The sequence below is a fragment of the Bacillus mesophilus genome (genome assembly GCF_011008845.1).
GTDB classification, from domain to species: domain Bacteria; phylum Bacillota; class Bacilli; order Bacillales; family SA4; genus Bacillus_BS; species Bacillus_BS mesophilus.
Map to the genome: position 1 here is coordinate 451553 of NZ_JAAIWM010000001.1, position 24005 is coordinate 475557.

The 24005-nt window shown below is 36.4% G+C and carries 32 protein-coding genes, 1 tRNA gene and 1 riboswitch; of the genes, 14 read left to right on the top strand and 19 right to left on the bottom strand.

Features of this window, described 5'->3' with window-relative positions; genetic code table 11:
* Window positions 1-277: 277 nt before the first annotated feature.
* The gene (locus G4D63_RS02285) at window positions 278-904 is read right to left on the bottom strand and encodes a fumarylacetoacetate hydrolase family protein (protein WP_163177264.1); all 627 of its coding nucleotides are present in this window, start codon (window positions 902-904) and stop codon (window positions 278-280) included.
* A 279-nt stretch (window positions 905-1183) separates the two neighbouring features.
* Between G4D63_RS02285 and G4D63_RS22230 the strand changes: the two genes are divergently transcribed.
* The 3 genes from G4D63_RS22230 to G4D63_RS22010 all read left to right on the top strand — a co-directional run bounded on the left by G4D63_RS22230 (window position 1184) and on the right by G4D63_RS22010 (window position 3584).
* Complete coding sequence (locus tag G4D63_RS22230) at window positions 1184-1714, top strand: DUF6241 domain-containing protein (RefSeq protein WP_163177266.1); 531 nt, start codon at window positions 1184-1186, stop codon at window positions 1712-1714.
* Window positions 1715-1937: 223 nt separating this feature from the next.
* Window positions 1938-2975 (top strand): hypothetical protein, encoded by a 1038-nt coding sequence (locus G4D63_RS02295; RefSeq protein WP_163177268.1) that lies wholly within the window; start codon window positions 1938-1940, stop codon window positions 2973-2975.
* A gap of 66 nt (window positions 2976-3041) precedes the next feature.
* Window positions 3042-3584 (top strand): UGSC family (seleno)protein, encoded by a 543-nt coding sequence (locus G4D63_RS22010; protein ID WP_273701396.1) that lies wholly within the window; start codon window positions 3042-3044, stop codon window positions 3582-3584.
* A gap of 43 nt (window positions 3585-3627) precedes the next feature.
* Here G4D63_RS22010 and G4D63_RS02310 read toward each other — a convergent pair.
* Window positions 3628-3699, bottom strand: a tRNA-Val gene (locus G4D63_RS02310).
* A gap of 131 nt (window positions 3700-3830) precedes the next feature.
* Here G4D63_RS02310 and G4D63_RS02315 point away from each other — a divergent pair.
* The 6 genes from G4D63_RS02315 (at window position 3831) to G4D63_RS02340 (ending at window position 6901) form a co-directional block, all read left to right on the top strand.
* Window positions 3831-4076 (top strand): hypothetical protein, encoded by a 246-nt coding sequence (locus G4D63_RS02315; RefSeq protein WP_163177274.1) that lies wholly within the window; start codon window positions 3831-3833, stop codon window positions 4074-4076.
* A gap of 104 nt (window positions 4077-4180) precedes the next feature.
* Complete coding sequence (locus G4D63_RS02320; RefSeq protein ID WP_163177276.1) at window positions 4181-4507, top strand: hypothetical protein; 327 nt, start codon at window positions 4181-4183, stop codon at window positions 4505-4507.
* A gap of 8 nt (window positions 4508-4515) precedes the next feature.
* On the top strand, window positions 4516-5016 hold the full coding sequence (locus G4D63_RS02325; protein WP_163177278.1) for a metallophosphoesterase family protein: 501 nt from the start codon (window positions 4516-4518) through the stop codon (window positions 5014-5016).
* 127 nt (window positions 5017-5143) lie between these two features.
* Window positions 5144-5872: an alpha/beta hydrolase-fold protein gene (locus G4D63_RS02330; protein ID WP_163177280.1), complete on the top strand. Its 729-nt coding sequence runs from the start codon at window positions 5144-5146 to the stop codon at window positions 5870-5872.
* A gap of 84 nt (window positions 5873-5956) precedes the next feature.
* Window positions 5957-6472 (top strand): 2'-5' RNA ligase family protein, encoded by a 516-nt coding sequence (locus tag G4D63_RS02335; RefSeq protein ID WP_163177282.1) that lies wholly within the window; start codon window positions 5957-5959, stop codon window positions 6470-6472.
* A 3-nt stretch (window positions 6473-6475) separates the two neighbouring features.
* Complete coding sequence (locus tag G4D63_RS02340) at window positions 6476-6901, top strand: GNAT family N-acetyltransferase (protein ID WP_163177284.1); 426 nt, start codon at window positions 6476-6478, stop codon at window positions 6899-6901.
* 84 nt (window positions 6902-6985) lie between these two features.
* Here the strand turns inward: G4D63_RS02340 and G4D63_RS02345 are convergent, their stop codons facing one another.
* A complete protein-coding gene (locus G4D63_RS02345; protein WP_163177286.1) occupies window positions 6986-7966 on the bottom strand; it encodes a sodium-dependent bicarbonate transport family permease in 981 nt (326 codons plus the stop codon).
* 129 nt (window positions 7967-8095) lie between these two features.
* On the opposite strand from G4D63_RS02345, the gene G4D63_RS02350 reads away from it, so the two are divergent.
* Window positions 8096-8770 (top strand): DUF421 domain-containing protein, encoded by a 675-nt coding sequence (locus G4D63_RS02350; protein WP_163177288.1) that lies wholly within the window; start codon window positions 8096-8098, stop codon window positions 8768-8770.
* On the opposite strand, the gene G4D63_RS02355 is transcribed toward G4D63_RS02350, so the two are convergent.
* From G4D63_RS02355 to G4D63_RS02420, 15 genes are all read right to left on the bottom strand, one after another.
* Complete coding sequence (locus G4D63_RS02355) at window positions 8760-9686, bottom strand: MBL fold metallo-hydrolase (RefSeq protein ID WP_163177290.1); 927 nt, start codon at window positions 9684-9686, stop codon at window positions 8760-8762. The two genes, G4D63_RS02350 and G4D63_RS02355, sit on opposite strands and share 11 nt — an antisense overlap.
* Before the next feature lie 18 nt (window positions 9687-9704).
* On the bottom strand, window positions 9705-9980 hold the full coding sequence (locus tag G4D63_RS02360; RefSeq protein WP_163177292.1) for a hypothetical protein: 276 nt from the start codon (window positions 9978-9980) through the stop codon (window positions 9705-9707).
* 467 nt (window positions 9981-10447) lie between these two features.
* Window positions 10448-11323 carry a DUF421 domain-containing protein gene (locus G4D63_RS02365; protein WP_163177294.1) on the bottom strand — a complete coding sequence of 292 codons (876 nt, stop codon included), beginning with the start codon at window positions 11321-11323 and terminating at the stop codon, window positions 10448-10450.
* A gap of 110 nt (window positions 11324-11433) precedes the next feature.
* Window positions 11434-11790 carry a stage V sporulation protein AE gene (gene spoVAE / locus G4D63_RS02370; protein WP_163177296.1) on the bottom strand — a complete coding sequence of 119 codons (357 nt, stop codon included), beginning with the start codon at window positions 11788-11790 and terminating at the stop codon, window positions 11434-11436.
* Entirely contained in the window at window positions 11790-12803 is a 1014-nt protein-coding gene (gene spoVAD / locus G4D63_RS02375; protein WP_204559001.1) for a stage V sporulation protein AD, read from the bottom strand. The genes spoVAE and spoVAD overlap by 1 nt, the downstream gene beginning before the upstream one ends.
* A complete protein-coding gene (gene spoVAC / locus G4D63_RS21720; RefSeq protein ID WP_204559002.1) occupies window positions 12804-13280 on the bottom strand; it encodes a stage V sporulation protein AC in 477 nt (158 codons plus the stop codon). It lies immediately after the preceding gene.
* 20 nt (window positions 13281-13300) lie between these two features.
* Window positions 13301-13762: a YhcN/YlaJ family sporulation lipoprotein gene (locus tag G4D63_RS02380; protein WP_163177298.1), complete on the bottom strand. Its 462-nt coding sequence runs from the start codon at window positions 13760-13762 to the stop codon at window positions 13301-13303.
* A 354-nt stretch (window positions 13763-14116) separates the two neighbouring features.
* Window positions 14117-14467 carry a DUF1360 domain-containing protein gene (locus G4D63_RS02385; RefSeq protein ID WP_163177300.1) on the bottom strand — a complete coding sequence of 117 codons (351 nt, stop codon included), beginning with the start codon at window positions 14465-14467 and terminating at the stop codon, window positions 14117-14119.
* A 187-nt stretch (window positions 14468-14654) separates the two neighbouring features.
* Window positions 14655-15221, bottom strand: a complete 567-nt coding sequence (locus tag G4D63_RS02390) for a CBO0543 family protein (RefSeq protein WP_163177302.1) — start codon at window positions 15219-15221, stop codon at window positions 14655-14657.
* Between the two features lie 197 nt (window positions 15222-15418).
* The gene (locus tag G4D63_RS02395; RefSeq protein ID WP_163177304.1) at window positions 15419-16264 is read right to left on the bottom strand and encodes a bifunctional 5,10-methylenetetrahydrofolate dehydrogenase/5,10-methenyltetrahydrofolate cyclohydrolase; all 846 of its coding nucleotides are present in this window, start codon (window positions 16262-16264) and stop codon (window positions 15419-15421) included.
* A gap of 41 nt (window positions 16265-16305) precedes the next feature.
* Window positions 16306-16390: riboswitch (ZMP/ZTP riboswitch) on the bottom strand.
* A 55-nt stretch (window positions 16391-16445) separates the two neighbouring features.
* Window positions 16446-17477 (bottom strand): YheC/YheD family protein, encoded by a 1032-nt coding sequence (locus tag G4D63_RS02400; RefSeq protein ID WP_239585846.1) that lies wholly within the window; start codon window positions 17475-17477, stop codon window positions 16446-16448.
* Between the two features lie 3 nt (window positions 17478-17480).
* Window positions 17481-18704 carry an ATP-grasp domain-containing protein gene (locus tag G4D63_RS02405; RefSeq protein ID WP_163177306.1) on the bottom strand — a complete coding sequence of 408 codons (1224 nt, stop codon included), beginning with the start codon at window positions 18702-18704 and terminating at the stop codon, window positions 17481-17483.
* Between the two features lie 150 nt (window positions 18705-18854).
* Entirely contained in the window at window positions 18855-19238 is a 384-nt protein-coding gene (locus G4D63_RS02410) for a hypothetical protein (RefSeq protein WP_163177308.1), read from the bottom strand.
* A gap of 151 nt (window positions 19239-19389) precedes the next feature.
* Window positions 19390-19830 (bottom strand): CotY/CotZ family spore coat protein, encoded by a 441-nt coding sequence (locus G4D63_RS02415; protein WP_163177311.1) that lies wholly within the window; start codon window positions 19828-19830, stop codon window positions 19390-19392.
* Window positions 19831-19874: 44 nt separating this feature from the next.
* Window positions 19875-20912: a YheC/YheD family protein gene (locus tag G4D63_RS02420; protein ID WP_163177313.1), complete on the bottom strand. Its 1038-nt coding sequence runs from the start codon at window positions 20910-20912 to the stop codon at window positions 19875-19877.
* 198 nt (window positions 20913-21110) lie between these two features.
* On the opposite strand from G4D63_RS02420, the gene G4D63_RS02425 reads away from it, so the two are divergent.
* The 4 genes from G4D63_RS02425 (at window position 21111) to G4D63_RS02440 (ending at window position 23184) form a co-directional block, all read left to right on the top strand.
* The gene (locus G4D63_RS02425) at window positions 21111-21308 is read left to right on the top strand and encodes a hypothetical protein (RefSeq protein ID WP_163177315.1); all 198 of its coding nucleotides are present in this window, start codon (window positions 21111-21113) and stop codon (window positions 21306-21308) included.
* 112 nt (window positions 21309-21420) lie between these two features.
* Complete coding sequence (locus G4D63_RS02430) at window positions 21421-21735, top strand: hypothetical protein (RefSeq protein ID WP_163177317.1); 315 nt, start codon at window positions 21421-21423, stop codon at window positions 21733-21735.
* 43 nt (window positions 21736-21778) lie between these two features.
* Window positions 21779-22270, top strand: coding sequence for a hypothetical protein (locus G4D63_RS02435; RefSeq protein ID WP_163177319.1), 492 nt, complete (start codon window positions 21779-21781; stop codon window positions 22268-22270).
* Window positions 22271-22326: 56 nt separating this feature from the next.
* On the top strand, window positions 22327-23184 hold the full coding sequence (locus tag G4D63_RS02440; RefSeq protein WP_163177321.1) for a hypothetical protein: 858 nt from the start codon (window positions 22327-22329) through the stop codon (window positions 23182-23184).
* Between the two features lie 67 nt (window positions 23185-23251).
* Here G4D63_RS02440 and G4D63_RS02445 read toward each other — a convergent pair whose 3' ends face one another.
* The gene (locus G4D63_RS02445; protein ID WP_163177323.1) at window positions 23252-24001 is read right to left on the bottom strand and encodes a hypothetical protein; all 750 of its coding nucleotides are present in this window, start codon (window positions 23999-24001) and stop codon (window positions 23252-23254) included.
* Between the last annotated feature and the right edge of the window lie 4 nt (window positions 24002-24005).

The following is a 24005-nucleotide window of genomic DNA, read 5'->3' on the forward strand; positions in this document are numbered from 1 at the left end:
TAGTAATAATATATGAAAACGATGTCAATAATATTATCTGAATTTTAACAAAATACTTTTAATTTAGTATTTTAATTAGTTCACACGAAAAAATGAATCTACTAAAACGATTGGTAGATTGATCCTTTGTTGTTTTCAACTACTCAAAAACAGCAGTTTTTTTAGAGAACCTCTATGACATTTCTCAAGCACAAAAAATGGCTCGGAATTACTCCAAGCCATTCTAAGTATTAAACCCCTTCCACAGATGCCTCTTTTAATGCCTTCCTTAACCTCCTTAATCTAACTGAACCTTAAAATTACCTTTTTCATCATCATTCCACATTAACTGAATGGTATCACCGTTTTGGATAGGACCGACTCCTTCAGGTGTACCTGTATAGATAATGTCACCTTTTTTCAGACCAAAGTAATAGTTACATTCCTGAATAATTTGTTTAAAATCAAACATCATATCTTTTATATTACCGACTTGTACAGCCTCCCCATTTTTTAACAAGGAAAAATCCACTTCTTCTAATGCTGAAACCCCAGGGAACTTCCAGAAATCTGTGATTATAGCTGAATTTTGAAAGCCTTTAGCCTTTAACCAGGGATGACCCTTTTCCTTAAGCTTTGATTGTTCATCTCTCAGTGTAAAATCTATTCCTAAAGCAATTTGATCTACTACATCCTCAACCTCAAATTCTTCATTTACTTCTTTCCCAATATGTATAACTATTTCTAACTCATGATGAATTTCACCGCGATCACCTGGAAAGTTTATCTGGCTTCCATCAGCCTTTACTAGTGCATGAGTTGGCTTTGAGAATAAAATAGGTGATGTGGGAATAGCGTTCCCAAGCTCCAGTGCATGATTAGCATAATTTCTTCCGATGCAAAATATGTTCTTAACCTCAACCAATACAATCTCTCCTTTTTTTCTTTATGTCTAATCATTTGTAGGAGGCCTCACAGCCTTTAGATCTCCCACTTAAATAATTTGTATTACAAGTATAAACCATGGCAAATCTATTTCAGTATTTTCTTTTAATCCAATAAAAATTTCAGCTCATTTTAAGACGGAAAAACAGCAACCTTAATTTCCTAATTATGGTATAATGATAAAATGTGTTGTAAGAAGGTCATGACCTTCCCTATTCATATATTGTAGGTAGTCTCAATATTGAGGAGGTAGTACATAGTGAACAAGTTACAGATAAAGGTTGTAAGTATAGCCACAATCGTTATGGCTGCCATTTTCGGTTATATGTTTTGGAGCAATGCTGCCTCAACTAATGTACAACAAAAACAGCTCGCTGGTGATTTTACGGATGAAACGGATCATCGCAAAACCTTAACACAAAACATCGTTAATGACCAAAAAGCTGTGGAGGAAATTTTCCCCTTAGAAATGCAAGAATATCAAATACAGAATGCCATTCACTACATGTCCCATCAAAAAGTTAAAGCTGATGAGAAATGGGGAACAATCCGAATTACCCCAGAAAGAATCAGTAGATTAATTCAAATAGTCGAACTACATAAATCAGAGCTAAACCATGCCGACCTCTATTTAAGGATTCTTACCCGCTGGGCTAATGATGACTTCTCACAAGCTGATAAAGACCACAATGCAATCTGGAAATTACAAAATGGAAATATCGGTGAAGCAACTCGAGTTTTAACGCCTCAAGAGGAACAAAAATTTATTAAAAAGCATTTTAATAAATAAGCCCTTAACTCTTTAGCCCTCCTTATAAGAAAAAGGTGGGCTTTTTTGGTGCTCTTTTTTGTGACTGTGTAGTTGTTGCTTTTAGGGAAAGAACAAGAGTCTAGTAAGAATAGCTAGTGTACTGATTAACTACCTCCTTTCATATGTTTTAAGTAGAAATACTATTACCTGAAATAAAACGAAAGAAGATTCTAGTAGACTATAAGAAGTGAGGTGAGCATTCGTGCTTCGTGCAGACAAAATCGAAACAAAAGATGCACTAGACGCAATGGAATACTTTTATGATAAAGGTTGGACTGACGGCTTTCCTGTTGTTCCTCCTACAGAAGAAAGAGTAAAAAAAATGTTAGAGAGCGTCAACATGAAAGCGGATACAATAGTGGGATCTATTCCTGAAAGAGGTCGTGTTTTCACTGCAGAGTTAGTTGCGATTAATGCAGTAATGGCTGGTTGCTTGCCAGGTTACTTTCCAATCGTAATGGCCGCCGTTCAAGCCATATCAGAACCTGAATTTGGTTTGCATGGTCCAACTGCTAGTACACATGGCGCGGCCATTATGATTGCAGTGAATGGACCCATCGCAGGTAAAATTGGTTTAAATGCTAACTCCAATGCATTGGGACCCGGCAACCGAGCAAATGCGACTATTGGTCGGGCGATTAGATTATTAATCATCAACGTCGGTGGTTCACCTGAATTTGATCGTTCTACTCTAGGCACCCCCGCCAAGTATAGCTTTTGCTTTGCGGAAAAAGAAACAGACTGGACACCTCTTCATGTTCAAAGGGGGTTTACAAAAGAAGATAATACTGTGACCGTCTTTGCTTGTGAAGGTCCCAATCAAATTCAAAATCATGGAGCATTGAAGGGTGAAAACATCCTAAAAACAATGGCTGATCGTATGACACCACTAGGAAGCTTTAACATTGGTAGCGATACTGAAATGGCTGTCGTGTTTTGTCCTGAGCATTATCATCATCTACATAATGAAGGATGGACAAAGGAAAGTGTGCAAGAATTTCTATTTAAATATGCAGTAAGATCGGTACAGGATCTAAAAAATGGTGGAATAATCGAAGCACCCGTCCAATTGGGAGATGATCAACAATTTGTTCAAGCAGTATCTACACCAGAACATCTTTTACTTATGGTTGCTGGCGGAGAAGCCGGTAGATTCTCAGCTTGTATGCCTGGGTGGTTTCATTACAACCAATCAAAAGCCGTCACAAAATCGATAAAATCAGCAACTGGTTTTACCTGACACGAGTGTTAACCAATCGGTGATTGGTCTTACCTTAAAACTAGTCGAGAAAGGATGTTTTAATATTTGAGTTTATATGTATATAACCCGACGTCTGGTCCAAGTAGGAAAGAATTTCGGATGGCGGCTAGGAATAAGCCGTTAAATGGTAGCACGATTGGTTTGATTGACAACGGTAAAATGAACTCTGACACAATTATTAATACAATCGCAAACAGGCTCAGCCAAAAGTACCAATTAGTAGATATCATTATTCATAAGAAAGCCTCTTTTTCTCATGGAATTAATGAACATGAAGCGGTCTTACTCGCAAATAAATGTGACTTTATCATCTCTGGAGTTGGTGACTGAGGGTCCTGTAGCTCGGGCAGTTTGCTCGATGGCATCATCATGGAAAAGCTTGGTGTCCCTACCGCTGTAGTGAGTACTCTACCATTTATTACATCAAGTAGAGCAATGGCAGTTGCTCAAGGAATTCCTGACTATCCTTTCATAACCATTCCGCATCCAATTGCGGCAACTGAAAAGCATGTTTTACAGAGTTGGGTTGATGAGATAATTGAAGAAGTAGAGGATGTTTTAGTAAGTGGTACGTCGAAAAATAGGTAAAACAAAAGACCCTTGTTCAACTTACACAAGGGTCTTTTGTTGATGACCTGTGAGGGACTTGAACCCCCGACCCCTTCCCTGTCAAGGAAGTGCTCTCCCACTGAGCTAACAAGTCAGAATAGTAATGTAAAAATAATATACCCAAATTAGTTTAAAAAGTCAATTCCATTATTTTCAGTATTTAAAAGTTATAAAAAACTTGAATACCAAACAAATGTTCCCATATAATAATATTGAGGTAATAACATGAACACATTTCAACTACAGTTTCAACGTTTATTAGAAAAAGATCAGGCAGCTGAGATTATATATTTAGCTTCTAATGGAGAACTGTCTCATCGGGTAATTCATGTAAAAGAAGTGACTCCCTACTATATAAGAGCATATTGTAACTTAAGAAAAACAACCAGAACCTTCTCCTTACAAAATATTTTATCTGTTTTCCCTAAACAAGCAAAACGGATATCTCCACATCATGTAGCAGCGTGGTAACCATGTTGCTCTTTTCACTTTCCTCATTTAATTTCACTTTATTACATAACAGTTGGATGTTGCAGTAAACTAAGTAAAAATCATAAGAGAGGATCCTTACATCTATGAAAAAACATCACTATAAAATCCCAATTTCTTACTTTAGTAGCAGTGAATATGCTGTTAAATTATCTCATGAGCTTGATAATAATGCGGAAGGTCTCATCTTTGATTCATTCATACATGATCTAGGAGCGGAGTTATTGATTGATATTGTTTATGGAAAAGCAAATAGTGAGAATAATCGATGGTATTTAGGTGGTAACAAGGATGTTGAACTATATTTAGACAGTTATGATGAAAAATTTTATGAACTTACCATTAATCCCTTGTCACCACATGGTGAATTGCAGATACAAAATCTACAATCAGTAAACGAAGCACTTCATTAAGGAGAATTATGAAAATTCTTGTTATAGCGGATACCCATATGCCAAAAAAATCAAGGGAACTCCCAACAGAATTAATAAAGGAATTACAGAATACTGATTACACTCTCCATCTCGGGGATTGGCAGAATATGGATACATATATTCAATTTAAAAACTTTGCACCCATAGATGGTGTTGCAGGTAACCTTGATGATGAAGGAATCATCAATCTATTTGGCTTTAAAAAAATCCTTGAATTTCATGGTATTAGAATTGGCCTTGTTCATGGTCATCTTGGCAAAGGAAGATCGACTGAGGCCAGAGCATTAAATAGTTTTACCGATGAACAAGTCGATATCATCCTATTTGGTCATTCGCATATACCTATTTTAAAGCAGGTGAATGCTATTACTCTCTTCAATCCTGGATCACCTACAGATAAACGTCGACAGGATGCTTTTTCCTTTGGAGTTATCAACATAGCAGAAACCTTGTCAATTCATCATGTTTTTTTTGAAAATAACCGTTAAAATAAAAAGTCCAAATTTACTGACAAAACAATCTTTTATGCTACAATATTAATTACTTATAAAACATAAAGTAGCTGCTTAAATTTTTGATAACATGCAAAAGCTACAATGAATGGAGGTCAACTAGGTGGAATACAACATCGGAAGGACAGAAGAGATAACCATTTACAGCAATGCTCTTCAAGAGGAACTCACACTACTCGTATATAAGCCTTCGAATTACTCTTCTTTATATAAATATCATCTTGTTATAGCCCAAGATGGACAGGATTATTTTAATTTGGGGCGAATTGCACGGGTTACAGAGGAGCTTATTCAGGAGAAGCGAATTCCAAATACTATCATCGTAGGCATTCCCTACGGCAATGTACGAGATCGAAAAGATAAATATCACCCTGATGGTTCACAGAAGGATGCCTACATACGCTTTTTAGCACACGAATTGGTACCATACCTTGATGATCAATATCCTACCTATCAAATGGGTCGTGGGAGAGTTCTCATTGGTGATTCATTAGGTGCAACCATCTCGTTATTAGCAGGATTACAATATCCTCATACCTTCGGAAAAATTGCCTTGCAGTCACCTTATGTAGATGAAACCGTCTTAACTAAAGTAGAGAATTTCCCTTCACCACATCTTTTACAGCTTTATCATACATTTGGGACGAAGGAAGTTGATGTTAAAACAACCGATGGAACCATAAAGGATTTTGTTACACCAAACCGATCTCTAGCAGAGCTAATTAAAAATAAGAGCTATGAGGCCCTCCTTAATCAGTTTGAAGGAGATCATACCTGGACCTATTGGCAACCTGACTTAAAGAATGCTCTTCACTATATTCTCAACGACTAGCGATGGGTTATCATCTAAATTTTTGTTATAATAATTACAAAACAACTAATTCATCATTTTAAATATTTTAGGGAGGTATACATTGTGAAATATGGAATTGCAGTATTTCCATCAAAAAAGCTACAAGATTATGCGAATTCGTATCGAAAGCGCTATGACACCAATTATGCCTTAATTCCCCCACATATCACATTAAAAAGTGGCTTTGAGGGAACTGAGAATCAGATTACAACGATTGTTGAAGAGCTACATAAGATCGCAGCAGATATTAAAGCATTTAAATTGAATGTGTATAAGGTTAGTTCTTTTCATCCTGTAAATAATGTTATTTATTTCGGTGTAGAGGCTAAGCCAGAGTTAGAAGAACTACATAACAGAATGCATACAGGAGTGTTCCCTACAGAGCGTGAATATGCTTATGTTCCTCATATAACAATCGCACAAAATCTGTCTGATGATGAGCATTCTGATGTACTAAGCTCGCTTAAAATGTTAAATATCAATTTTGAAGAAACGATTGATCGCTTTCAATTATTATATCAACTAGAAAATGGGTCTTGGACTGTACATGAAACATTCCACTTAGGAAAGGATTGCTAACACTTGAACGTAAGAGTAGTAACAAATGATAATGAATTTAATGACGCACTAAAAGTAAGACGTTTGGTATTTATCGATGAACAGCAAGTACCTGAAGAAGAAGAAATTGATCAATACGAACAAGAGTGTACTCATGTGGTCATGTATGATGACAATAAACAACCGATTGCAGCTGGTAGATTACGAAATGTGGATGGTAGTGGTAAAATGGAGAGAATCTGTGTACTTTCTTCACATCGAAATCTTGGTCTTGGAAAGCACGTAATGGACCATTTAGAAATGCTTGCAAAGGAAAAAGGCTATAAAAAGTTGAAGTTAAATGCCCAAACACATGCAGAAGGCTTTTATAGTAAACTTGGTTACCAGACTATTTCAGATATATTTATGGATGCGGGGATCCCACATGTAACGATGGTAAAAGAAGTTTAATGAGGAATTGCTACTTTTAGTAGCAATTTTTTTGTTATGGGAGAACGTGGAAAAGGCGCGGAGGGATTTCTCCCTCCTCCAGGATTAACTTACGATAAAATTTGATAACCAAAAATAAAATGGGATACCAAAGATCAAGTTAAATGGTAGCGTCAAACCTAATGACGAACCTATATACACCCCTGAATTAGCTTCTGGGATGGAATGCTCAATTGCAGCCGGTGCAGCAATATATGAGGCACTCGCGGTTAGTACTCCAAGTATGAAAGTTCCTCCTATAGACAATCCGATAAAATTACCTACTAAGATTCCACATACCCCTCCAATAAGCGGTAATATAAAAACATAAGCAAAAGAATACCACTTGATTCCTTTTAAATCCCTTACCTGCTGAGTAGCAATCATCCCCATGTGAAGTAAAAAGATACTTAAAATTCCATAAAATAAATCACCAAATAGAGGTTCTATTTTGGCTAACTCCGTTTGATGGGCAATTAATCCAATAGCGATTCCACCAAGAAGTAAAAAGATGCTTTTTCCAAAAAAAGCCTCTTTAAACACTTCGCCTAAACCAGAAGTAGAATCACTATCTTTTTTCATCATTATTTTGTAAAGCACTATTGCCAGCACAATAGCGGGACCCTCCATAACAACCAGTATGGCAGGCATATAATCCTCATAGGAAACCATCATTTTATCAAGAAAAGATAGTCCAGCTACGAAGGTTACTGCACTCACCGAACCATAATGTGCAGCCAAAGCTAATGAATTAGGTATGTCAAACTTAAAAACATTCTTTACGAGAAGGTACGTGATACCTAGCATAACAATACTTAAAAATAAAGCGGCTAAAATCGTGATAAACATCTCGTTGAAAGAAGCATTTTTCAACTTCCTGCCACCATTAATCCCAATCGTTAAAAGGATAATCATGGTATATCCTGTATAGAATGCTTCTGGTACTTTTAAGTCAGAGTTTACGAGGGTAGCGATAATTCCAATGATAAAAAATAAAATTAATGGTGATAAGAGATTTGTATAAATAATTTCAACGACAGGACCCATACTTTCCTCCCCTTTTTTCATATTAGTTTCCCTAACAGAATAAAGATTGATTCGCAAATCAGTATGTTAAGTACTCATAATTTCATCACTCCCTGTACAGTCTAAATAATGAGAGGAATGGTGACTTTTATGGAATTCACAGGTATTGCAATAAAGTTAGTTGTTGGATACGTTTCATTGATGATTACTACAAGGGCTCTTGGCAGGACACAAATAACACAAATTACACCATTTGATTTTATTTCCGCCTTAGTTCTTGGAGAATTGGTCGGTGGGGCTATTCATGATAAGGATGTTAGTGCCTTCCAAATTATATATGCAGTTCTGATCTGGGGGGCACTTATTTATATTACTGAAATAACCACTCAGAAATTTATTACATCTCGATATTTTCTAGAGGGTTCTCCTTCTCTCATTATACGAAGAGGAGAAATAAACTATAAACGTTTAAAGAAAAATAAATTAGATTTAGATCAGCTTCAGAACCTTCTAAGAAAAAAAGATATTTTTTCAATTCGAGATGTGGAATTTGCCATTTTAGAGACGGATGGGACAGTAAGTGTGCTTAAGAAGACGGATTCTGATACACCAACTAAAAAGGACCTAAATATCAAGAGTAATCCAGTCCATTTACCTTTAGCTTTAGTGTCTGATGGTCAATTAGTAGAGAAGAACATTAAAGAGGCTGGCGTAGAAAAATCGTGGGTACTAAGTCAGTTACAAGTTCATGGATGTAATCGAGTGCGGGATTGTCTTTATGCAGAATGGTCAGAAGGAGAAGCGCTTTATGTAATTAAGTACTGAGCTTCTCCTCTTTTTTTTGTTTAATGTTTATGGTATTATCAATTATTTCTAATGTAACCTGTTGGTCTTTATATAATTTAGTTAGATAAGCTGTTATTGCCGTCCTATATAAGACGAAGGAAGTCATGTTGAAAAGCTTTATGTCCCAACGGTCACACATTTGCTTAACAATCTGTTCATGACTAATTCCATTATCATCATAACTGTCAATAATGTCTCTCATTGAAGACAATATTTCTTGATGTACTTTTTTATTGGCATGGACGGTCTCTTGAAAATTTTCCTCATAGATTCCATGACCCGGAACAGTTCCACTACACTTCAAATTACTAAGTTTGTCCAAAGACGAGAGTGTTTGTTCTAAATCAATAATATAAGGAATTTTATGTTTATCTAAAGATTCTATACCAAAGTATGAATCTGCAGCAAACAAGATATCATTCATTAGTATACCCATTTGGTTAACACTATGTCCTGGTAGAGAAATTAACTCTATCGAAAATCCATCTACTTCATATTTCCCCTCATCTACAACTTCGTCTATCTCTAAAGCTTGTCCTTCAATGAATTTATTTCGGATTTCCTCTATTGGATAATTTCCATGAGAGAAAGCCACTGAAGCAAGAATAGGATTTCTTAATATTGCCTCTTCTATTTGAGGAGCAATGGTGTATATGTTTTTAGTTGATTGTAGGTAAGCGGCACCACCATAATGGTCAGCGTGTGAATGTGTAATAATAAGGTGAGTTAAAGGCAGCTTTTTTTCCTCTAACTTTTTTATAACCTTTTTCATACTTTGTGAATCTAATCCGGCATCAATAAGCATACCTTTTTCCTGTTCTTTAAGGTGAACGTATCCAATATTAACCGCAGATTTAAAATAATAAGTATCTCTGCATATCTCAATTAATTCCATTTTTTATATCCTCAACCTTTATATAACTTCGTTTATATTGATTCCTTTACCTGTAATTAATGAAATTAGCTGATAATTTGGTTTATAACTTTTTTTAACCTTACTCGCTGGAGAAACAACTGAAAGTTCCTCTGATGTTTCAAGCTCTAACTGTTCTCGGTTATCGTCCTTAAGTCTCTTTTCCAATGATACCTTAGGTACTGGTGGAAGTACAAATGGAGATACCCCAGTCTTCAACTTTCGATTAGCATATTGAGTGTATTCATGTTGAGTGATTGGTAGAATATAACCCATTTCTATCACCTCCTTAATTATTTACCCTCTTTATTCTCTTACTAAACTATTCGGATCTAAGTTTCAATTTATGACTTCATATGCATTTTGTATATTATGGAAGCTAATTAAACCTCATTATCAACCATTTGATGTAAAAATAATGACAGTTCTTGACGGAAGAACCCGGGAATCATCCACGTTTTTCTGACACCATTAGACAATGACGGGTATATTAGAGAAAATACCTACGAACAAAAGTCGCAAGTGCCCCGTATAGCCCCGACAATTCAAATGCACTAGTCCAAGTTTTCAACAAGTGATAAATTTTATCATTTCCTAACACTAAAAAAGGCCCTCCGCTAACACGGAGAGCTTAGAGAAATTAGCATGTTGGGAAACTGTTCACTATATACTATGAAGCATAGACAAGTTTGACTGGACAAGTGTACTAGGTCAGAAGTGGAAATTCAGACATGTTCACTCACTTAATTTTTTTCTGTTGTTTCATTTAGGTGGCCCTCTAGATTTTGAATAAGCTTGGTTAATTGGATAGCTTGTTGTTGGTAAAAGTCTTGATGGTCTTGGTTTTTCATTTTAAGCCCAATTAATTCTAGTTCTGCCTGACACTTTTTTAAAGTCGCATAAACCCGTTTTGATTCTGGCGGGTGTGGTAGTTCCTTTGTATCATCAAATAGATCAATATGAAGCTTTTGATTGCCATCAATTTGCGCTAGAAAGACATCCTTTATTTGGATACTCCGTTCATCCATCTCTTTTTGTATCCAACTTTTAGTTAGCTTTGTTGTTGAGAGTGATTCTTCTAGAATTTTACCATCCATTATAATAGCTTGAGGCTCTTTTTCTTGAGGTGGGTTTGGGTCTATATCGCCTAATGTAATCGGCTGGTGTTCTTTTTTTAATAAGACACTTAGATCACCCGTGGGTTCAAAAGAAGCAAACTCCACATCCGCTACTTTAAATACGTTTTTCTCCCGTAGCATTTCTAAAAGCTCATCAGACGATACTTTTTCTTTATATAAATTCTTCTCAAGGATTTTTCCATTTTGAATAAAAACGGTTGATTTCCCCTCAACAAAATCACGAAACTTTTTACTTTTCACCGCAAAGAAGTCTAACATGAAAGGAAATAAAGCCCAAATAAGCAGTGCAACTACACCATGAAGATATGAAACAGCGAGGTCCATGGATAAGGCCCCCGCAATATCTCCTACTGTTATACCAACAATTGTTTCAAAGAAAGAGAGCTCTGATAATTGTTTTTTTCCTAGGATTTTTAATATAAAAAATAACCCAACTAATATTGAAAAGGACCGTATTATAATATGCAGCCATTCAGGCATACAAATCACTCTTTTCTTCTAGGCTGTATCTATCATTTAAATATTCCTTCTAGCGAGAGGGAAGTTAGCACACCTTAAACTAGCTGCTGAACTCACTGCCTTCCCCTACCTTAACCCTTAGGTTTAAACAATAGTGCTCCTATAAATGCAAAAATAATAGCGGCTGAAATACCAGAGCTTGTCACTTCAAACATTCCAGTTAGCACACCAATAATTCCATGCTGTTCTGCCTCTTCTAGGGCTCCATGAACAAGGGAATTACCGAAACTAGTAATGGGTATCGTTGCACCCGCACCTGCAAAAGCAATTAAAGGCTCATATAAACCGAAGCCATCTAAAATCGCACCCATTACAACAAGTGTACTCAACGTATGTGCAGGAGTTAGTTTTAATACGTCAAACATAATTTGTCCGATTACACAAATAAGTCCACCCACAACAAATGCCCAGAAAAATGTTGCAAACACTATGCTTCACCTCCGTATTCGATAGAAACGGCATGCGCAATACAAGGAATCGTTTCCTGTTGCTGAAAAGATAAAGGAGAAAGAAGAGCCCCAGTCGCAACAACTAAAATTCTCTTTAGCTCCCCTTTTCTCATCTTATTTAATAGATGGCCATAAAGGACAGTCGCTGAACATCCTGGTCCACTCGCACCTGCCATTACTGGCTGATCATCTTTATAAATTAATAATCCACAATCCTTAAACTGCTCTGGCTTTATGCCAATTTGATGCTCTGTCATTAAATCCAGCGCAACCTTTCTTCCAATCTTCCCTAAGTCACCTGTTATGATAAGGTCATAATATGAAGGATCAATTTGCCGCTCTTTAAAATGAGCCTCGATCGTATCAACTGCCGCGGGTGCCATTGCTCCTCCCATGTTAAAAGGATCCTTTAGCCCCATATCCATTACTTTTCCGATTGTGGCAGATGTTACTTGCGGTCCATTTCCCGATTTCCCCACCACGCAGGCTCCTGAACCCGTAACTGTCCACTGTGCTGTTGGCGGCTTTTGTCCACCATACTCAGTAGGATATCGAAATTGTTTCTCAACCGCAGAGTTATGACTAGATGCAGCTGTTACGATATGATCAGCTCCACCATGATTGACTATAAAGGCTCCTAGTGCCAGTCCCTCCATAGAGGTAGAGCAGGCTCCAAATAAGCCAAAGTACGGTGTCCCTAATGTCCTAGCAGCAAAGCTACTTGGAGTAATTTGATTGATTAGATCTCCTGCAAGTAAAAATTGTATATCATCCTTTGTTAAATTAGCTTTTTCGATGCTTTTATAAATAGATTCTTCTAAGAGAATTTTATGTGCTTTCTCATAGGAATCTTCTCCTATCCATAGATCCTCGTGGAGGATGTCAAAGTCCTCTGCTAAATTACCCTCCGCTTCAAAAGGACCCCCAATAGCAGCGGAAGATAAGATAACCGGCTTATTCTCAAATACCCATGTACGTTGCATTTGCGTCATTTAGAGTCCTCCTATCATCATGATTATTGTCTTCACTAACGCTACAACAAAAGCAGAGAAGGTACCAAAAAGCACGACCGAGCCTGCCAGTTTAAACAGATTCCCTCCTACTCCTAACACAAAGCCTTCCGTTTTGTGCTCAATTGCAGCAGATATTACTGCATTTCCAAATCCGGTTACAGGTACAGCACTGCCTGCACCAGCAAATTGTGCAAGATGATCATATACACCAAATCCAGTTAGAAGCATTGAAAAGAAAATCATAGTTGCCACTGTTGGATTTCCTACTGTCATTTCTGTAAAATCAAAAAATGTAATATAAAATAAAGAAACAGCTTGTCCGATACAACAGATTAAGCCGCCAACTAAGAATGCCTTTAAGCAATTTAAGAAAACTGGACGTTTAAATTCACGCTGTTTTTCAAATTGTTGATAGGCTTGTTGTGAAGCCATATGGTTTTTATTATTGTTAGCCATCGTATCATCTCTCTCTTTACTTAAGTTTTTTCCTTAGCCAGGCTTTTGATCTTATGAAGACGCTTTTCTATTTCTTTTTCTGATAAATTCTTATCTTCATCTATAAGTTGGTTAAGCTCTAATAAAATTTTATAATCATGAGATACTGTGATTTTTTCATCAGGAAATAGCTTATTCAACTTCTTTCGCACTTTGCTCTCAACATCCATCACATTAAATTCTTCAAGCTTCTTAACGTTAAATCCGACAAAAAGCTCATCATCATGATGAACAGCTATAACCTCATTGATTTCTTCATAACTCAATATTTCGTGCTTTGCTTTGATTGCCACTGCATCTTTAGTTAGCCTCATCTTTTCACTATAAGAGTGATTATTTGATACATTCCGTGTTGTAGTATCTAGGGTCATACCCTCTTCATCCGTTCCGTTACATGCAGCTAAACAAATCAACGCTAGTGTTACAAATAAACATTTTTTCATTCGAATCATCCTTCGTCCTATACTTTTAAGTACATATTATAGATTGCGTTGTTTTGACTTGAATATGTTTAATGCAACCTTCCAATTTATAGAACTTAAGTGTCGCTCAACAAAAAAAGAAACAGGCACTAATCGCCTATTTCTTTTATAGAGACTGCTTTCTTTTTCGACCGCAGCCACAAGTTTTCTTTTTTTTCTTCACTTCATTCGTTTTAGGTGTCTGTTTTTCGACATTCAAATTAGCCAGTTTTTTTCGCACAGATTCATCCCTCCTAGCTTGTTTATTCTATTATATGAACTCTTAATGAACAGAGTTCCAAACAATAAACAAAAAAGGCTAAGTTTAGGAAAGTACTAGCTATCTGATAGTTTTAATACAATCGTTTCAATAATGGCAGCGCAACCAGCTATGGCAAGAATGATCACTAGTGGCTCCACTCCTTTTGGCCAAATCCACCAGAGAGCATATAAAGCTGTCGTACACCAAATACCTGTACACCAATAGCAGCTAAGAAGCTCTCCGAACCACTTCCTTATTCCGGTTCCTTTTACAACTATATAGGTAGAAGTCGTCCCATCTTCTTCCGTTTCTGTAACCTCTTCATGAAAGGGTCTACGTAAAAAGGATGTGATATTATCAAAAACAATTAAATGAGTTAAACGAAAGCTCGCAAGGCTTAACAGAACAAAATGTAACCAAGTCACCCTACCGCACTCCTCTACTTGTCTAACCTAACTGATAAAGGTTATCCAGTAATAAGTTCAAATAGAACATATTTACAAGATAATCCATTCATCTTTATAAGCTATTCAGCTAGTACATGTTTGGTGACTAGTGCAGGTATTTATTTTGATTACCTGTTCAGCATTTTCGTTTTAGAAAAAAATGATTTCAAGCAATAGCTTTCTGCCTAATACTTTTTTGAATTTTACTGAATATAAAACGACAGAATAACAGAAAAGCGATAAAAGCAAAAAATGAATACATATGCTTCCAATTGTGTAAGGCAAACATATTAAAATAAACAAAGATAGGTTCTATTACAAATGATAAGACAAAAGACCACACGACTGTCGCATAAAAGAAGGACCGCCACCTTGTAAATATTTGATACATTAACATCGTGGATACTGGGATCACACAAAGATCTGCAGGAAATAGGGGTGGAATCATCGAAAATAGTTTATCTGGATATCCCCATAGTACTAGGTCAACTCCCATAACATCAAGAATGGTAGCAAATATCCCGCACAATAAACCGAAAGAAAATATCTCATCAAAACGTTCTCTGTCAACAAGCTTCCACCAAACAATAAACGGGGCGATTGAAGAGAATAAAAGAAACCACCAGGTCATAGTAAAAACTTCTTTATGAAGCCAATGATCGAGGTTCATATTACTCAATGCTCTTCTTACTTCTTGAATTTCTTCGTAAGTTGGTATATGTATTGGTTCCATCATCATTCTCCTGAACTTGTCCTTACTGTATAGTATTTTTAAAAAGTTCAGTTTCATGTATGTTTTATATGAACATAACAAAATCACCCTTACCTAAAATGACCTTTGACTAGTCGGATATCATGTATTCAGCCCTTTTCCAGAACAAAAAAACACCACCTAATGATTTTAATTCACTAGGTGATGTTATGTATTTTTTATTGGTTCGCTCGTAATTCAGCAGAATCAACGGTATGTTTTAGGAGCATAGAGATGGTCACAGGACCGACTCCACCCGGTACAGGTGTAATCGCACTGGCTTTTTCAAAGCATGCTTCATAATCAACGTCCCCAATATTACCTTCATTATATCCAGCATCTAAAACAACGGCACCTTCCTTCATCCAATCACCTTGGATAAAATTAGGTTTTCCTACAGCTGCGACAACAATATCAGCCTGTTTTACTAGATCACTGAGGTTTTGAGTACGAGAGTGACAGGTTGTCACGGTAGCATTACGGTTAAGAAGCATAATGGAAACAGGCTTCCCTAAAATAGGGCTTCGACCTACTACGACTGCATGCTTCCCTTCAATTGGAAGATTATAATAGTCTAAGATCGCCATAATTGCAGCTGGTGTACAGCAAGGATATTTACCAAATCCGAAAGCAAGCTGTCCAAATCCCCAACTAGTCACTCCATCAACATCCTTATCAATGGAAATAGCTTCAAATGCCGCTCGCTCATCAATATGAGATGGAACCGGGTGCTGTAGCAAGATTCCATCAACTAGAGGATCTTGATTTAATTCCTCAATACATTGAATCAACTCTTCTGTTGTTGTATCAGATGGTAAATGAATACGCTTCGATTGAATTCCTAATTTCTCACACGCATTGCCTTTCATTCTTACATATGTAGCAGATGAAGAGTCATCCCCTACTAATACAGTAGCTAAGCAAGGTGTAACCCCCTCTTCCTTTAACGAACTTACTCTTGCCTGTAGCTTTGATTTAATATCTTCAGCTACCTTAAGTCCATCTAAAACTAACGGTTGACTCATTCTATTTGCCCCCTTGAAATGGTAAAAGGTAAGACTACGCTTACCCCTGCCCAGACGAACGGCTATTCCTATGACGCAGCTCCCCAGTGGTCTCTTCCACTATTCTCGTCAGTCACTGCGATTTTAAACTTCTTGATATTTTTATTTTATCACAGAAAACACGAATAAACAAAACAATTATCTAGTTTTCGTTCGTATTTTTTCTAACGATATGTGCAGCATACCCGACCATATTTCGTGCTACATCCAACTCTAGGCTATACGTCGGTGGTGTTCCCGGTCTCCAGTTTACCTCATAAATCCAAGCCTTTCGATTCTTATCTATTCCAATATCAATGCCAAGTTCATCTAATTGGTCATCATATAAAGAGTCAAAATGGCTCGCAAAGCTTACCGCAAAGTGCTCTAAATAGCGCTTCATATTGAAGTAGTGTTCATTAAATTCCATTCTTAAAAAGTCTTCAAACATATTCGTATAACCACCCTTGCTTATGTTTGAAACTACTCCCTTAACAGTAACTCTCGGATAGATACAAGTAATAATCCATTTTCCTTCTGCATTTTTTTGAACATGGAGCCTAAAATCATAAGGGAAACCATCATTTGTCACTGATTGAATATAAGGCTGTACAATCCAACTATTGATTATTAATAAATCTATAATATATTGACTAAACTGCGCGTAGTTAAATCTTAGTTCCCTTCTTCTAACTAACAGTCGGTATTCATCATGAATTCTTTCAATAAAGATGACATCATCGCCTTTTCTACCTGAAGTTGGCTTAATAATCACCTTCTTTTCTCTTTTTAATACGTCCATGACTGATTGAACCGACTTCATTTTCTTCGTAGGTATGAGGTATTGCCTGAACTCCTGACCATCCTGAATTCTGTTATACACACTCATCTTATTCCCAATTGAGTGACTAGTAAACGGAATTAACTCTCTTAGCTTTTCCTCAACCTGTGACTGCATTTCGGTAGAAGCACTTCCCGCATTATAGATGATATCAGGAAATGGAAACGTATCAATCACCCAACCGCCGTCTTCATATTTATAACCAACTATCGTTTCTGTTAAAAAGTCAACATTACTAAACGAAAAATAAAAAAAGTTAACGCCTTCCATTTTTGCTGCAGCAGCATAGGCATATGCTTTTTTCACCGTATCCGGATGCTTACGATAATGAAGCATACCAATTGTCACCATCATCTTTCACTCCTGCTCTTCAATATAGAAGCGTATTTCTTTTGCAGCAATTAGGGCTAGTTCCTTTGCCTTTTCCTTTGTTTCTGCTGCAGCCATTATATATCCATAGCGATGTCCCATAGAGGTGGGAGGATGCACGAACATTCCTTTTCTCGGCTTTATATAGACTTCCTTTACTCCTTCAGCTCGAACTGCTCTATTCTTTCCAGTAATCTTGACAATTTTCCCACTTGTTGAAATGGTTAAATAATGGGTATATACAACTTCACGTTTAATTGGAGTTAGAATTACCGGCAGATCAAGATATAAACGTAACGTTTGTTCCACCACGTTAATCCCTAAACTATGAAGAACCATCGAATTCATAGCTCCTCCAGAAATCCGAGGATTGACCTCAATAAGCTTCCACTTTTCTCCTACTTTTCTAATTTCAAAGTGACAGCTTCCTTTTTTCATCCCAATTTCTCTGATAATATCATTCAATGTCTTTTTTAAAGAAACCAATGAAGAAGAATCTACATTTACAACAGAATAGTAACCCGTAATGATGAAGCGTTCTTCCTTTGTAATTTCCTGCTCAATCACTGCTAAAATTTCTACATTCCCGTCCACTACAAGAGTCTCTATCAACCATTGGGGACCGACAATATATTCTTCAATCAAAATAGGTTGTTCGGGATATTCCTGCAATAAGTTATTCATTACTTCAAGTAATTGCATTTTATCTTCTACAAGATAAACATCCTTTGAACCTGTTGATCCGGGTGCTTTCACTATATGTGGAATGCCAACGGTTAAACGATTAATAAATGATTCTATGGATTCACCCGGGTCGAATACTGCATAATGAACATTAGCTGAGCACCTGTTTAGTGCTTGACGAGTTAGTACTTTATCTTCCATAACTTTTACAGACGGCAAACTAAACCCTTCCAAACCTAAACTCTCTGAAAGCTCAATGGCAATTGAAACATATGAATCAACAAAACTAATCACTCCATCAATGACTTTTCCCTGTGACTGTAATTTCTCCATGCAAGTGATCATTTCTTGAATATCTTTTGTGTGAAGTAATACCATTTCATGGATATCAGGGAATTCTTCTCTTTGCTCAATGTATTTTTTGCGGTTCGTAAAAAGAACGGTATAATACCCCAACTCTTCAGCCGCTCGGATGGCTTCTCTACTTGAACCAGATTTATTTGTTTCAATAAAAATAATAGTTCTCAAGACTTTACACACCTTCTTTTGGGTAAAAGGTATCAAAAATTCATCTACTACAGCATATTGAACTGTCGGTTAAACGTGAAGTGTCCATCTACATATTTATGTAAACAAAAAAGAGACCAGGCTAAGCTTGATCTCCCCTTACCTTAAAGATTAAAACCACCAAGGACGTCTACGATCTTCTACATCATCACGGTCATCTTTTTTGTCATCATCAAAGTCACGGCGATCGTCTTTTTTATCATCATCAAACCGACGATCATCCACATCACCTAATACATCGTCATCCTTCTTAAAATCATCGTCTCTCACATCTTCTAAATCTCTTACTCTACGGTCTCCTCTTAGAAAACCAAACCATGGATCACGGCCTCTATCTCTATCTCTATCTCTATCTCTATCTCTATCTCTATCTCTATCTCTATCTCTGTCTCTGTCTCTGTCACCACGTTTGCGGTCATCATCGCTCATAATAAAAACTTCATCTGCCTTAACAATAAGCTTATCTACATGGATTTCTTTTTTCTTTTTTGACATCCTACTTCCTCCTCTTTAAGTATTACTCAAAGGTATAATATGTTTCAACAGAAAAGAGGTATAGGCGGTTGTCCTTATTTTGAGAATAATTCAATAAAGTGTATGTATGTGTGAACGATAAAAAAAGAACACTCACATGTATGAGCGCTCTTTACCATTTTGGTTCAACTACTGGTAGCTTACGATTCACTAATCTAGGGTCTGCAAATTGAATGCCACAGAAATGATCAAGACAAACGGTGATACAACACTTCGTTTTTACGAGCTTATATACATCACAAAGTGAAGAAGCAATTGCTCCATCTACATCAATTGGAATAAGAAGACTAATCGTAACGGTGCCATTTTTATCGTGAACATCCTCTATCCTAAAAAAATTTGTCTCGAACACTTTTACAGCTTTGGAACCTGGTTTATAAAAGTAGCCTACAGACTTATAATAATCTCCAGAACTGTCATCTGTGACTAACATGAAGGGAATCGTGTCTTCTCCCATTCTGCCAGGTAGTAAATTGCGATAATAGGAACGCATGAAATCAAACACTACTTCTTGAACATTCATGGTCTTTTTTAAAACTTGAGCCAACTCCATATTTAAAACCCCCATATGCATCCTCTTTTATTCTATGCTATGGGTTAATGACTAGTGAATTCTCCGTTCTTGCTCCTATTAGCTAAGAAAAGAGCATATTCAATATGGTATTGTGCTGTCTCTAATTCTCGATATTTACAGCCTGGTCTCCAATTCACTTCGAAAAGCTTAAACTGATGACCATTTTCGATTGCGACATCGATTCCCAATTCATCAAAGCTTTTATCATAAAGTCTTTCAAACTTTTCTGGAAAATCTAAAGCCAGCTCTTTTAATTGACTTAGGATTCGTAAACCTTTATTCGAGAACTCTTCTTGTAAAAAATCCTCTAAGTCCACCCGATACCCACCACTGTGTATATTACTAACAATTCCACCAATTTGTCCGACTCTAGGATAGATCGCATTAATAGCCCATTTTCCTTCTCCATTTTTCTGTACATGTATTCGAAAGTCAAAGGGATGATTATGTTTCGTTTTACAAGTAATAAATGGCTGTAAAATAAATGACTTCTTAGAAAATCTCTCTTTTAGCATTTCTGTTACTTCTTCTATAGACAATACCACTTCTTTTACCTTTTCTGTCCAAACGATGGAGTTAGAATTTTCAACTTCCATGTAAATAAGCTCTCTACCCTTACTACCCTTCTTAGGCTTAATGATAATCTTTTTATATTCCTTTATGAGTTCCATTACTTCAGTTGGATCCTCTATTTCAAATGATGGTATGAGCAGCTCGGTAAATAATTCAGATTCAACCATTCGTTTATAGACGGAATATTTATTACCGATTGAATGACTTGTGAATGGTATTTCCTTTTTTAATCGTTGATTGATCTTTCTTTCCTTTTTTGTCCTTGGGGAACCAGCATTAAATAAAGCATCTGGAAATGGCATCTTTTCCTCCACCCAATTACCATCCTTATAAACCTTTCCATGTATGAAGCGATTCGAAAAATCTACATCTTCATAGGTGAAGTAGAAAAAGGTAACCCCCATCATTTTGGCAACTGCTGCACAGGCATAAGCTTTCCGTACTTTTTGTGGTTTTCTCTGATTATGGAGCATTCCAATAATGGACAATTTCTCCCACTCCTTCTAGTACACCAACTGCATTAAATCTATTATCCTTTATTAGTTTATTAGTTTCCTATATTGAATGTGAGCCTCATCATGTAGACGTTTTAAGGATTTTTTTAAAGGAGGGGTAACCGTACCTGTCCAATGGTGAATTTCAAACATAAAATACAATATCACTTTTAGAAAGAGGTGAGAATTATTATGTCAAAAAAGAAAAAGAGAAAAGTGGAAAAAGTAGTCAAAGTGATCATAAAAGAAAAACGCCATCGTCACTTTGATGATGACTGTCATTGTAAGTCACTATGTAGACGCTTCCGTTGTCGTCCTGTTTGTCATTTAAGACATCGTTGTGGCTGTAGACGTGACCACTTTTTTGATGATTTTCATCATCACTGGTAAACACACATTTTTGGAGAGGACAAGGTAAACTTGTTCTCTCTTCAGGCTTATGTCCATTTCAAAATACCAAAAATTTCATATTATATGATATACGGGGATAGGAGGTATTAATATGTCTCATCATCACGTCACTTGTCGTTCATGTCAATCAAAGTTGCAACAACATTCTCCTGTGCATTCTACTAATCGATTACAATCGCTAAATGGTCAATCTTGTCGTTGCCAACATAATAACAGACTACTTAGTGGTAATCATCGTAGTATTGGTCACAAATGTAATCTCCAGCGTACCGGCTTGAGAAATCATCTAGGAGTTCCGAGATTAACTCCATTAAGAAGAAGAAATCAACATTTAGTTGAGGATCATGTTCATCATCACAGCCTTGGACGCAGATCTTCTAATACCACGATAAACTTCTTCTTATAATCTCTTTAAAAATAAAAAAAATATCATAGGGAGGAAAGAAATTATGACTCATCATTGTTCAATATGTGGTAAGAAAACTTCTTATCACGACGACCACCATTATCATGATTTCCATCATGTTCACCACGGTTTTGAACCTCATCACCATCACCATCAAGACTATTGTAGACACCATGATTTTGAACATCATGGTCATGACCACTTGTATGATCGCTTCTTGTGTGACAAGGATTTCCGTGTACGACTAGGTGGACTACAAGGTGGATTAAACTACCGTCTTCGTCAGCTTATTGGATGTGTAGTAAAGATGGAGCTAGAAGGTGATCGTAAAGTTAAAGCTAGAATTTGCTTTGTAGGATCTGATTTTGTAGAAATAGAAGTTTTAGATCATGATAAAAAAGAAGAAGAAAAGCAAGAAGAGAATAAAGATAAGAAAAAAAAGAAAAAGAAGAAAAAAAAGCACAAAAAAATCGGTAAATCATGGATATTACCCTTCGAATCAGTTGGATTTGTTGAATTAGATGATCATCACTAATAAGCATTACCGCTCTCTATGGGCGGATACATAACAATAGAAAGGAGGGTAAACCTATGGAACAACAATTGTCGATACAACGATTAATCCAACTCACTCAAAAGAAGAAACCCTACTGCTTCCTTCCGTTCATGCCTGAATTTGTTATTGTCATCTATTTAGAGAACGGTAAGCCATTCAAACCTTTTATCCAAATTGGTAAAGAGTGTTTCTCTACAATCTATCTAAAACCTTTGCATGTAGACATTGAATCGAACTGCCTATTTGTTCGACCGGTCCATGAGCATCACCCCTCTTTCAAAACCAGGGATCGTATTACTTTGGATTTAAAGCAAATTTGTGCTATACAATTTTTTGAAGTAAACAAAAACAACAACGAAAAAATCGATAACGGATCAGACGCCCCCCTCGTAACCAGTTCAGATAAAGAACCTGAAATTAACTCATCTAAGAAAGTAAAGAGAACAATCACGATTCCTTCCTACCCACCTTCTACTCGACATGAAGATAACACAAGATCCCTTGAAGAAAATACACCTACTGACAAAGAGCATAATAACCCTGATATCTCTAAAAAAGGTAGCAATAAAAGTAAAGCTCATTTTGATAAAGCGAAAGATGATGAAATACAAAATGAAGCGACTATAGATCCAGTAATTGAAACTCAATTTGAGCTAGGAATAGATACAGAGCTAGGTCAAAACAAGGATTCTCATCAAATAGAAGCGAAATATTCTCCACAGGATCAATATAAGCAACAGAATAAAAATGAGCCAGATAAGTCATTAATAGAAAGTAAACCAAAGAAAAAGAAGAAGAACAAGAAGAAGATTAACTATAATCACTGGATTGTACCATTTTCATCTATTGTTAAAATTGAATTAGATGAAGAGAATGATAGAGGTGAAAAATAAATTCATCTCTATTATCCTTTTAACCACAAGAAACGTCACTTATGATGAATAAGTGACGTTCTTGTTTCTATTTCTTTAATAAAGATATCTTACAAACATTATTCATTGGTATTTCTCTTTCTTTTTTCTTCATTTTTATGGTGAAGGACTCATCATGAACTTCACAGATTTTCCCTTTCATTTTGCGACCATCTAAACTAACCTTTACCGTTTCACCTATTAGTAACATTAGATAGATTTTAAGATTAAGTCTGAAGAAGAGCTGAATGAGCTCTGGGGATGATGATACTACCTCACCAAAGTTAAACGTTAACCTTCTTCTAAAGCATGGATCAATATCGTTAAGCCTAGCTTCTGATTCTGGTTCCGCATATCGATTCTTTAATTTTATTAATAATACTTGTTTGAATCTTACCAATACATCTGATTTCTTTCTTTTCAACAATACAAAATCTTGACCTACAAGATACACCCTTCCTTTTACACTCATATTTTTGCCTTCTCTGATGAGGCTTGGGCAATTTAACTTTACAATTACCTGTTGTCCGACGAGACCATCAAACGCTTCCTTAAATATCTCATTTGGCTCCCGTTCTCCTGAAAGCCCGAGATCTAATAAGAGGTTATTTACCTCTTCTAGATTAGCTTCTACTTCTTCTAATTCTTCTTCAGATAAGCAGGAATTGGGGGAAGGGAATTTGGGTTGTGGTATTTTATCTGGACAACATTCTTCTGGAATGCAAAAATCATCTGGGGCATTAGCGGGCACAAATTCTGGACACCGAAATTCGTTACATACATTTTCATTTTCCATCATTTCA

Bases quoted from the DNA above. Each gene is read 5' to 3' on its own strand.
- G4D63_RS02390 (WP_163177302.1), bottom strand. From the start codon at position 15,221: ATGGAACCAATACATATACCAACTTACGAAGAAATTCAAGAAGTAAGA.
- G4D63_RS02350 (WP_163177288.1), top strand. From the start codon at position 8,096: ATGGAATTCACAGGTATTGCAATAAAGTTAGTTGTTGGATACGTTTCA.
- G4D63_RS02325 (WP_163177278.1), top strand. From the start codon at position 4,516: ATGAAAATTCTTGTTATAGCGGATACCCATATGCCAAAAAAATCAAGG.
- spoVAC (WP_204559002.1), bottom strand. From the start codon at position 13,280: ATGGCTAACAATAATAAAAACCATATGGCTTCACAACAAGCCTATCAA.
- G4D63_RS02355 (WP_163177290.1), bottom strand. From the start codon at position 9,686: ATGGAATTAATTGAGATATGCAGAGATACTTATTATTTTAAATCTGCG.
- G4D63_RS02445 (WP_163177323.1), bottom strand. From the start codon at position 24,001: ATGATGGAAAATGAAAATGTATGTAACGAATTTCGGTGTCCAGAATTT.
- G4D63_RS02400 (WP_239585846.1), bottom strand. From the start codon at position 17,477: ATGATGGTGACAATTGGTATGCTTCATTATCGTAAGCATCCGGATACG.
- G4D63_RS02435 (WP_163177319.1), top strand. From the start codon at position 21,779: ATGACTCATCATTGTTCAATATGTGGTAAGAAAACTTCTTATCACGAC.
- G4D63_RS02395 (WP_163177304.1), bottom strand. From the start codon at position 16,264: ATGAGTCAACCGTTAGTTTTAGATGGACTTAAGGTAGCTGAAGATATT.
- G4D63_RS02430 (WP_163177317.1), top strand. From the start codon at position 21,421: ATGTCTCATCATCACGTCACTTGTCGTTCATGTCAATCAAAGTTGCAA.
- G4D63_RS02415 (WP_163177311.1), bottom strand. From the start codon at position 19,830: ATGGAGTTGGCTCAAGTTTTAAAAAAGACCATGAATGTTCAAGAAGTA.
- G4D63_RS02315 (WP_163177274.1), top strand. From the start codon at position 3,831: ATGAACACATTTCAACTACAGTTTCAACGTTTATTAGAAAAAGATCAG.
- G4D63_RS02360 (WP_163177292.1), bottom strand. From the start codon at position 9,980: ATGGGTTATATTCTACCAATCACTCAACATGAATACACTCAATATGCT.
- G4D63_RS02380 (WP_163177298.1), bottom strand. From the start codon at position 13,762: ATGAAAAAATGTTTATTTGTAACACTAGCGTTGATTTGTTTAGCTGCA.
- G4D63_RS02425 (WP_163177315.1), top strand. From the start codon at position 21,111: ATGTCAAAAAAGAAAAAGAGAAAAGTGGAAAAAGTAGTCAAAGTGATC.
- G4D63_RS02345 (WP_163177286.1), bottom strand. From the start codon at position 7,966: ATGGGTCCTGTCGTTGAAATTATTTATACAAATCTCTTATCACCATTA.
- G4D63_RS02440 (WP_163177321.1), top strand. From the start codon at position 22,327: ATGGAACAACAATTGTCGATACAACGATTAATCCAACTCACTCAAAAG.
- spoVAD (WP_204559001.1), bottom strand. From the start codon at position 12,803: ATGACGCAAATGCAACGTACATGGGTATTTGAGAATAAGCCGGTTATC.
- G4D63_RS02320 (WP_163177276.1), top strand. From the start codon at position 4,181: ATGAAAAAACATCACTATAAAATCCCAATTTCTTACTTTAGTAGCAGT.
- G4D63_RS02365 (WP_163177294.1), bottom strand. From the start codon at position 11,323: ATGCCTGAATGGCTGCATATTATAATACGGTCCTTTTCAATATTAGTT.
- G4D63_RS02410 (WP_163177308.1), bottom strand. From the start codon at position 19,238: ATGTCAAAAAAGAAAAAAGAAATCCATGTAGATAAGCTTATTGTTAAG.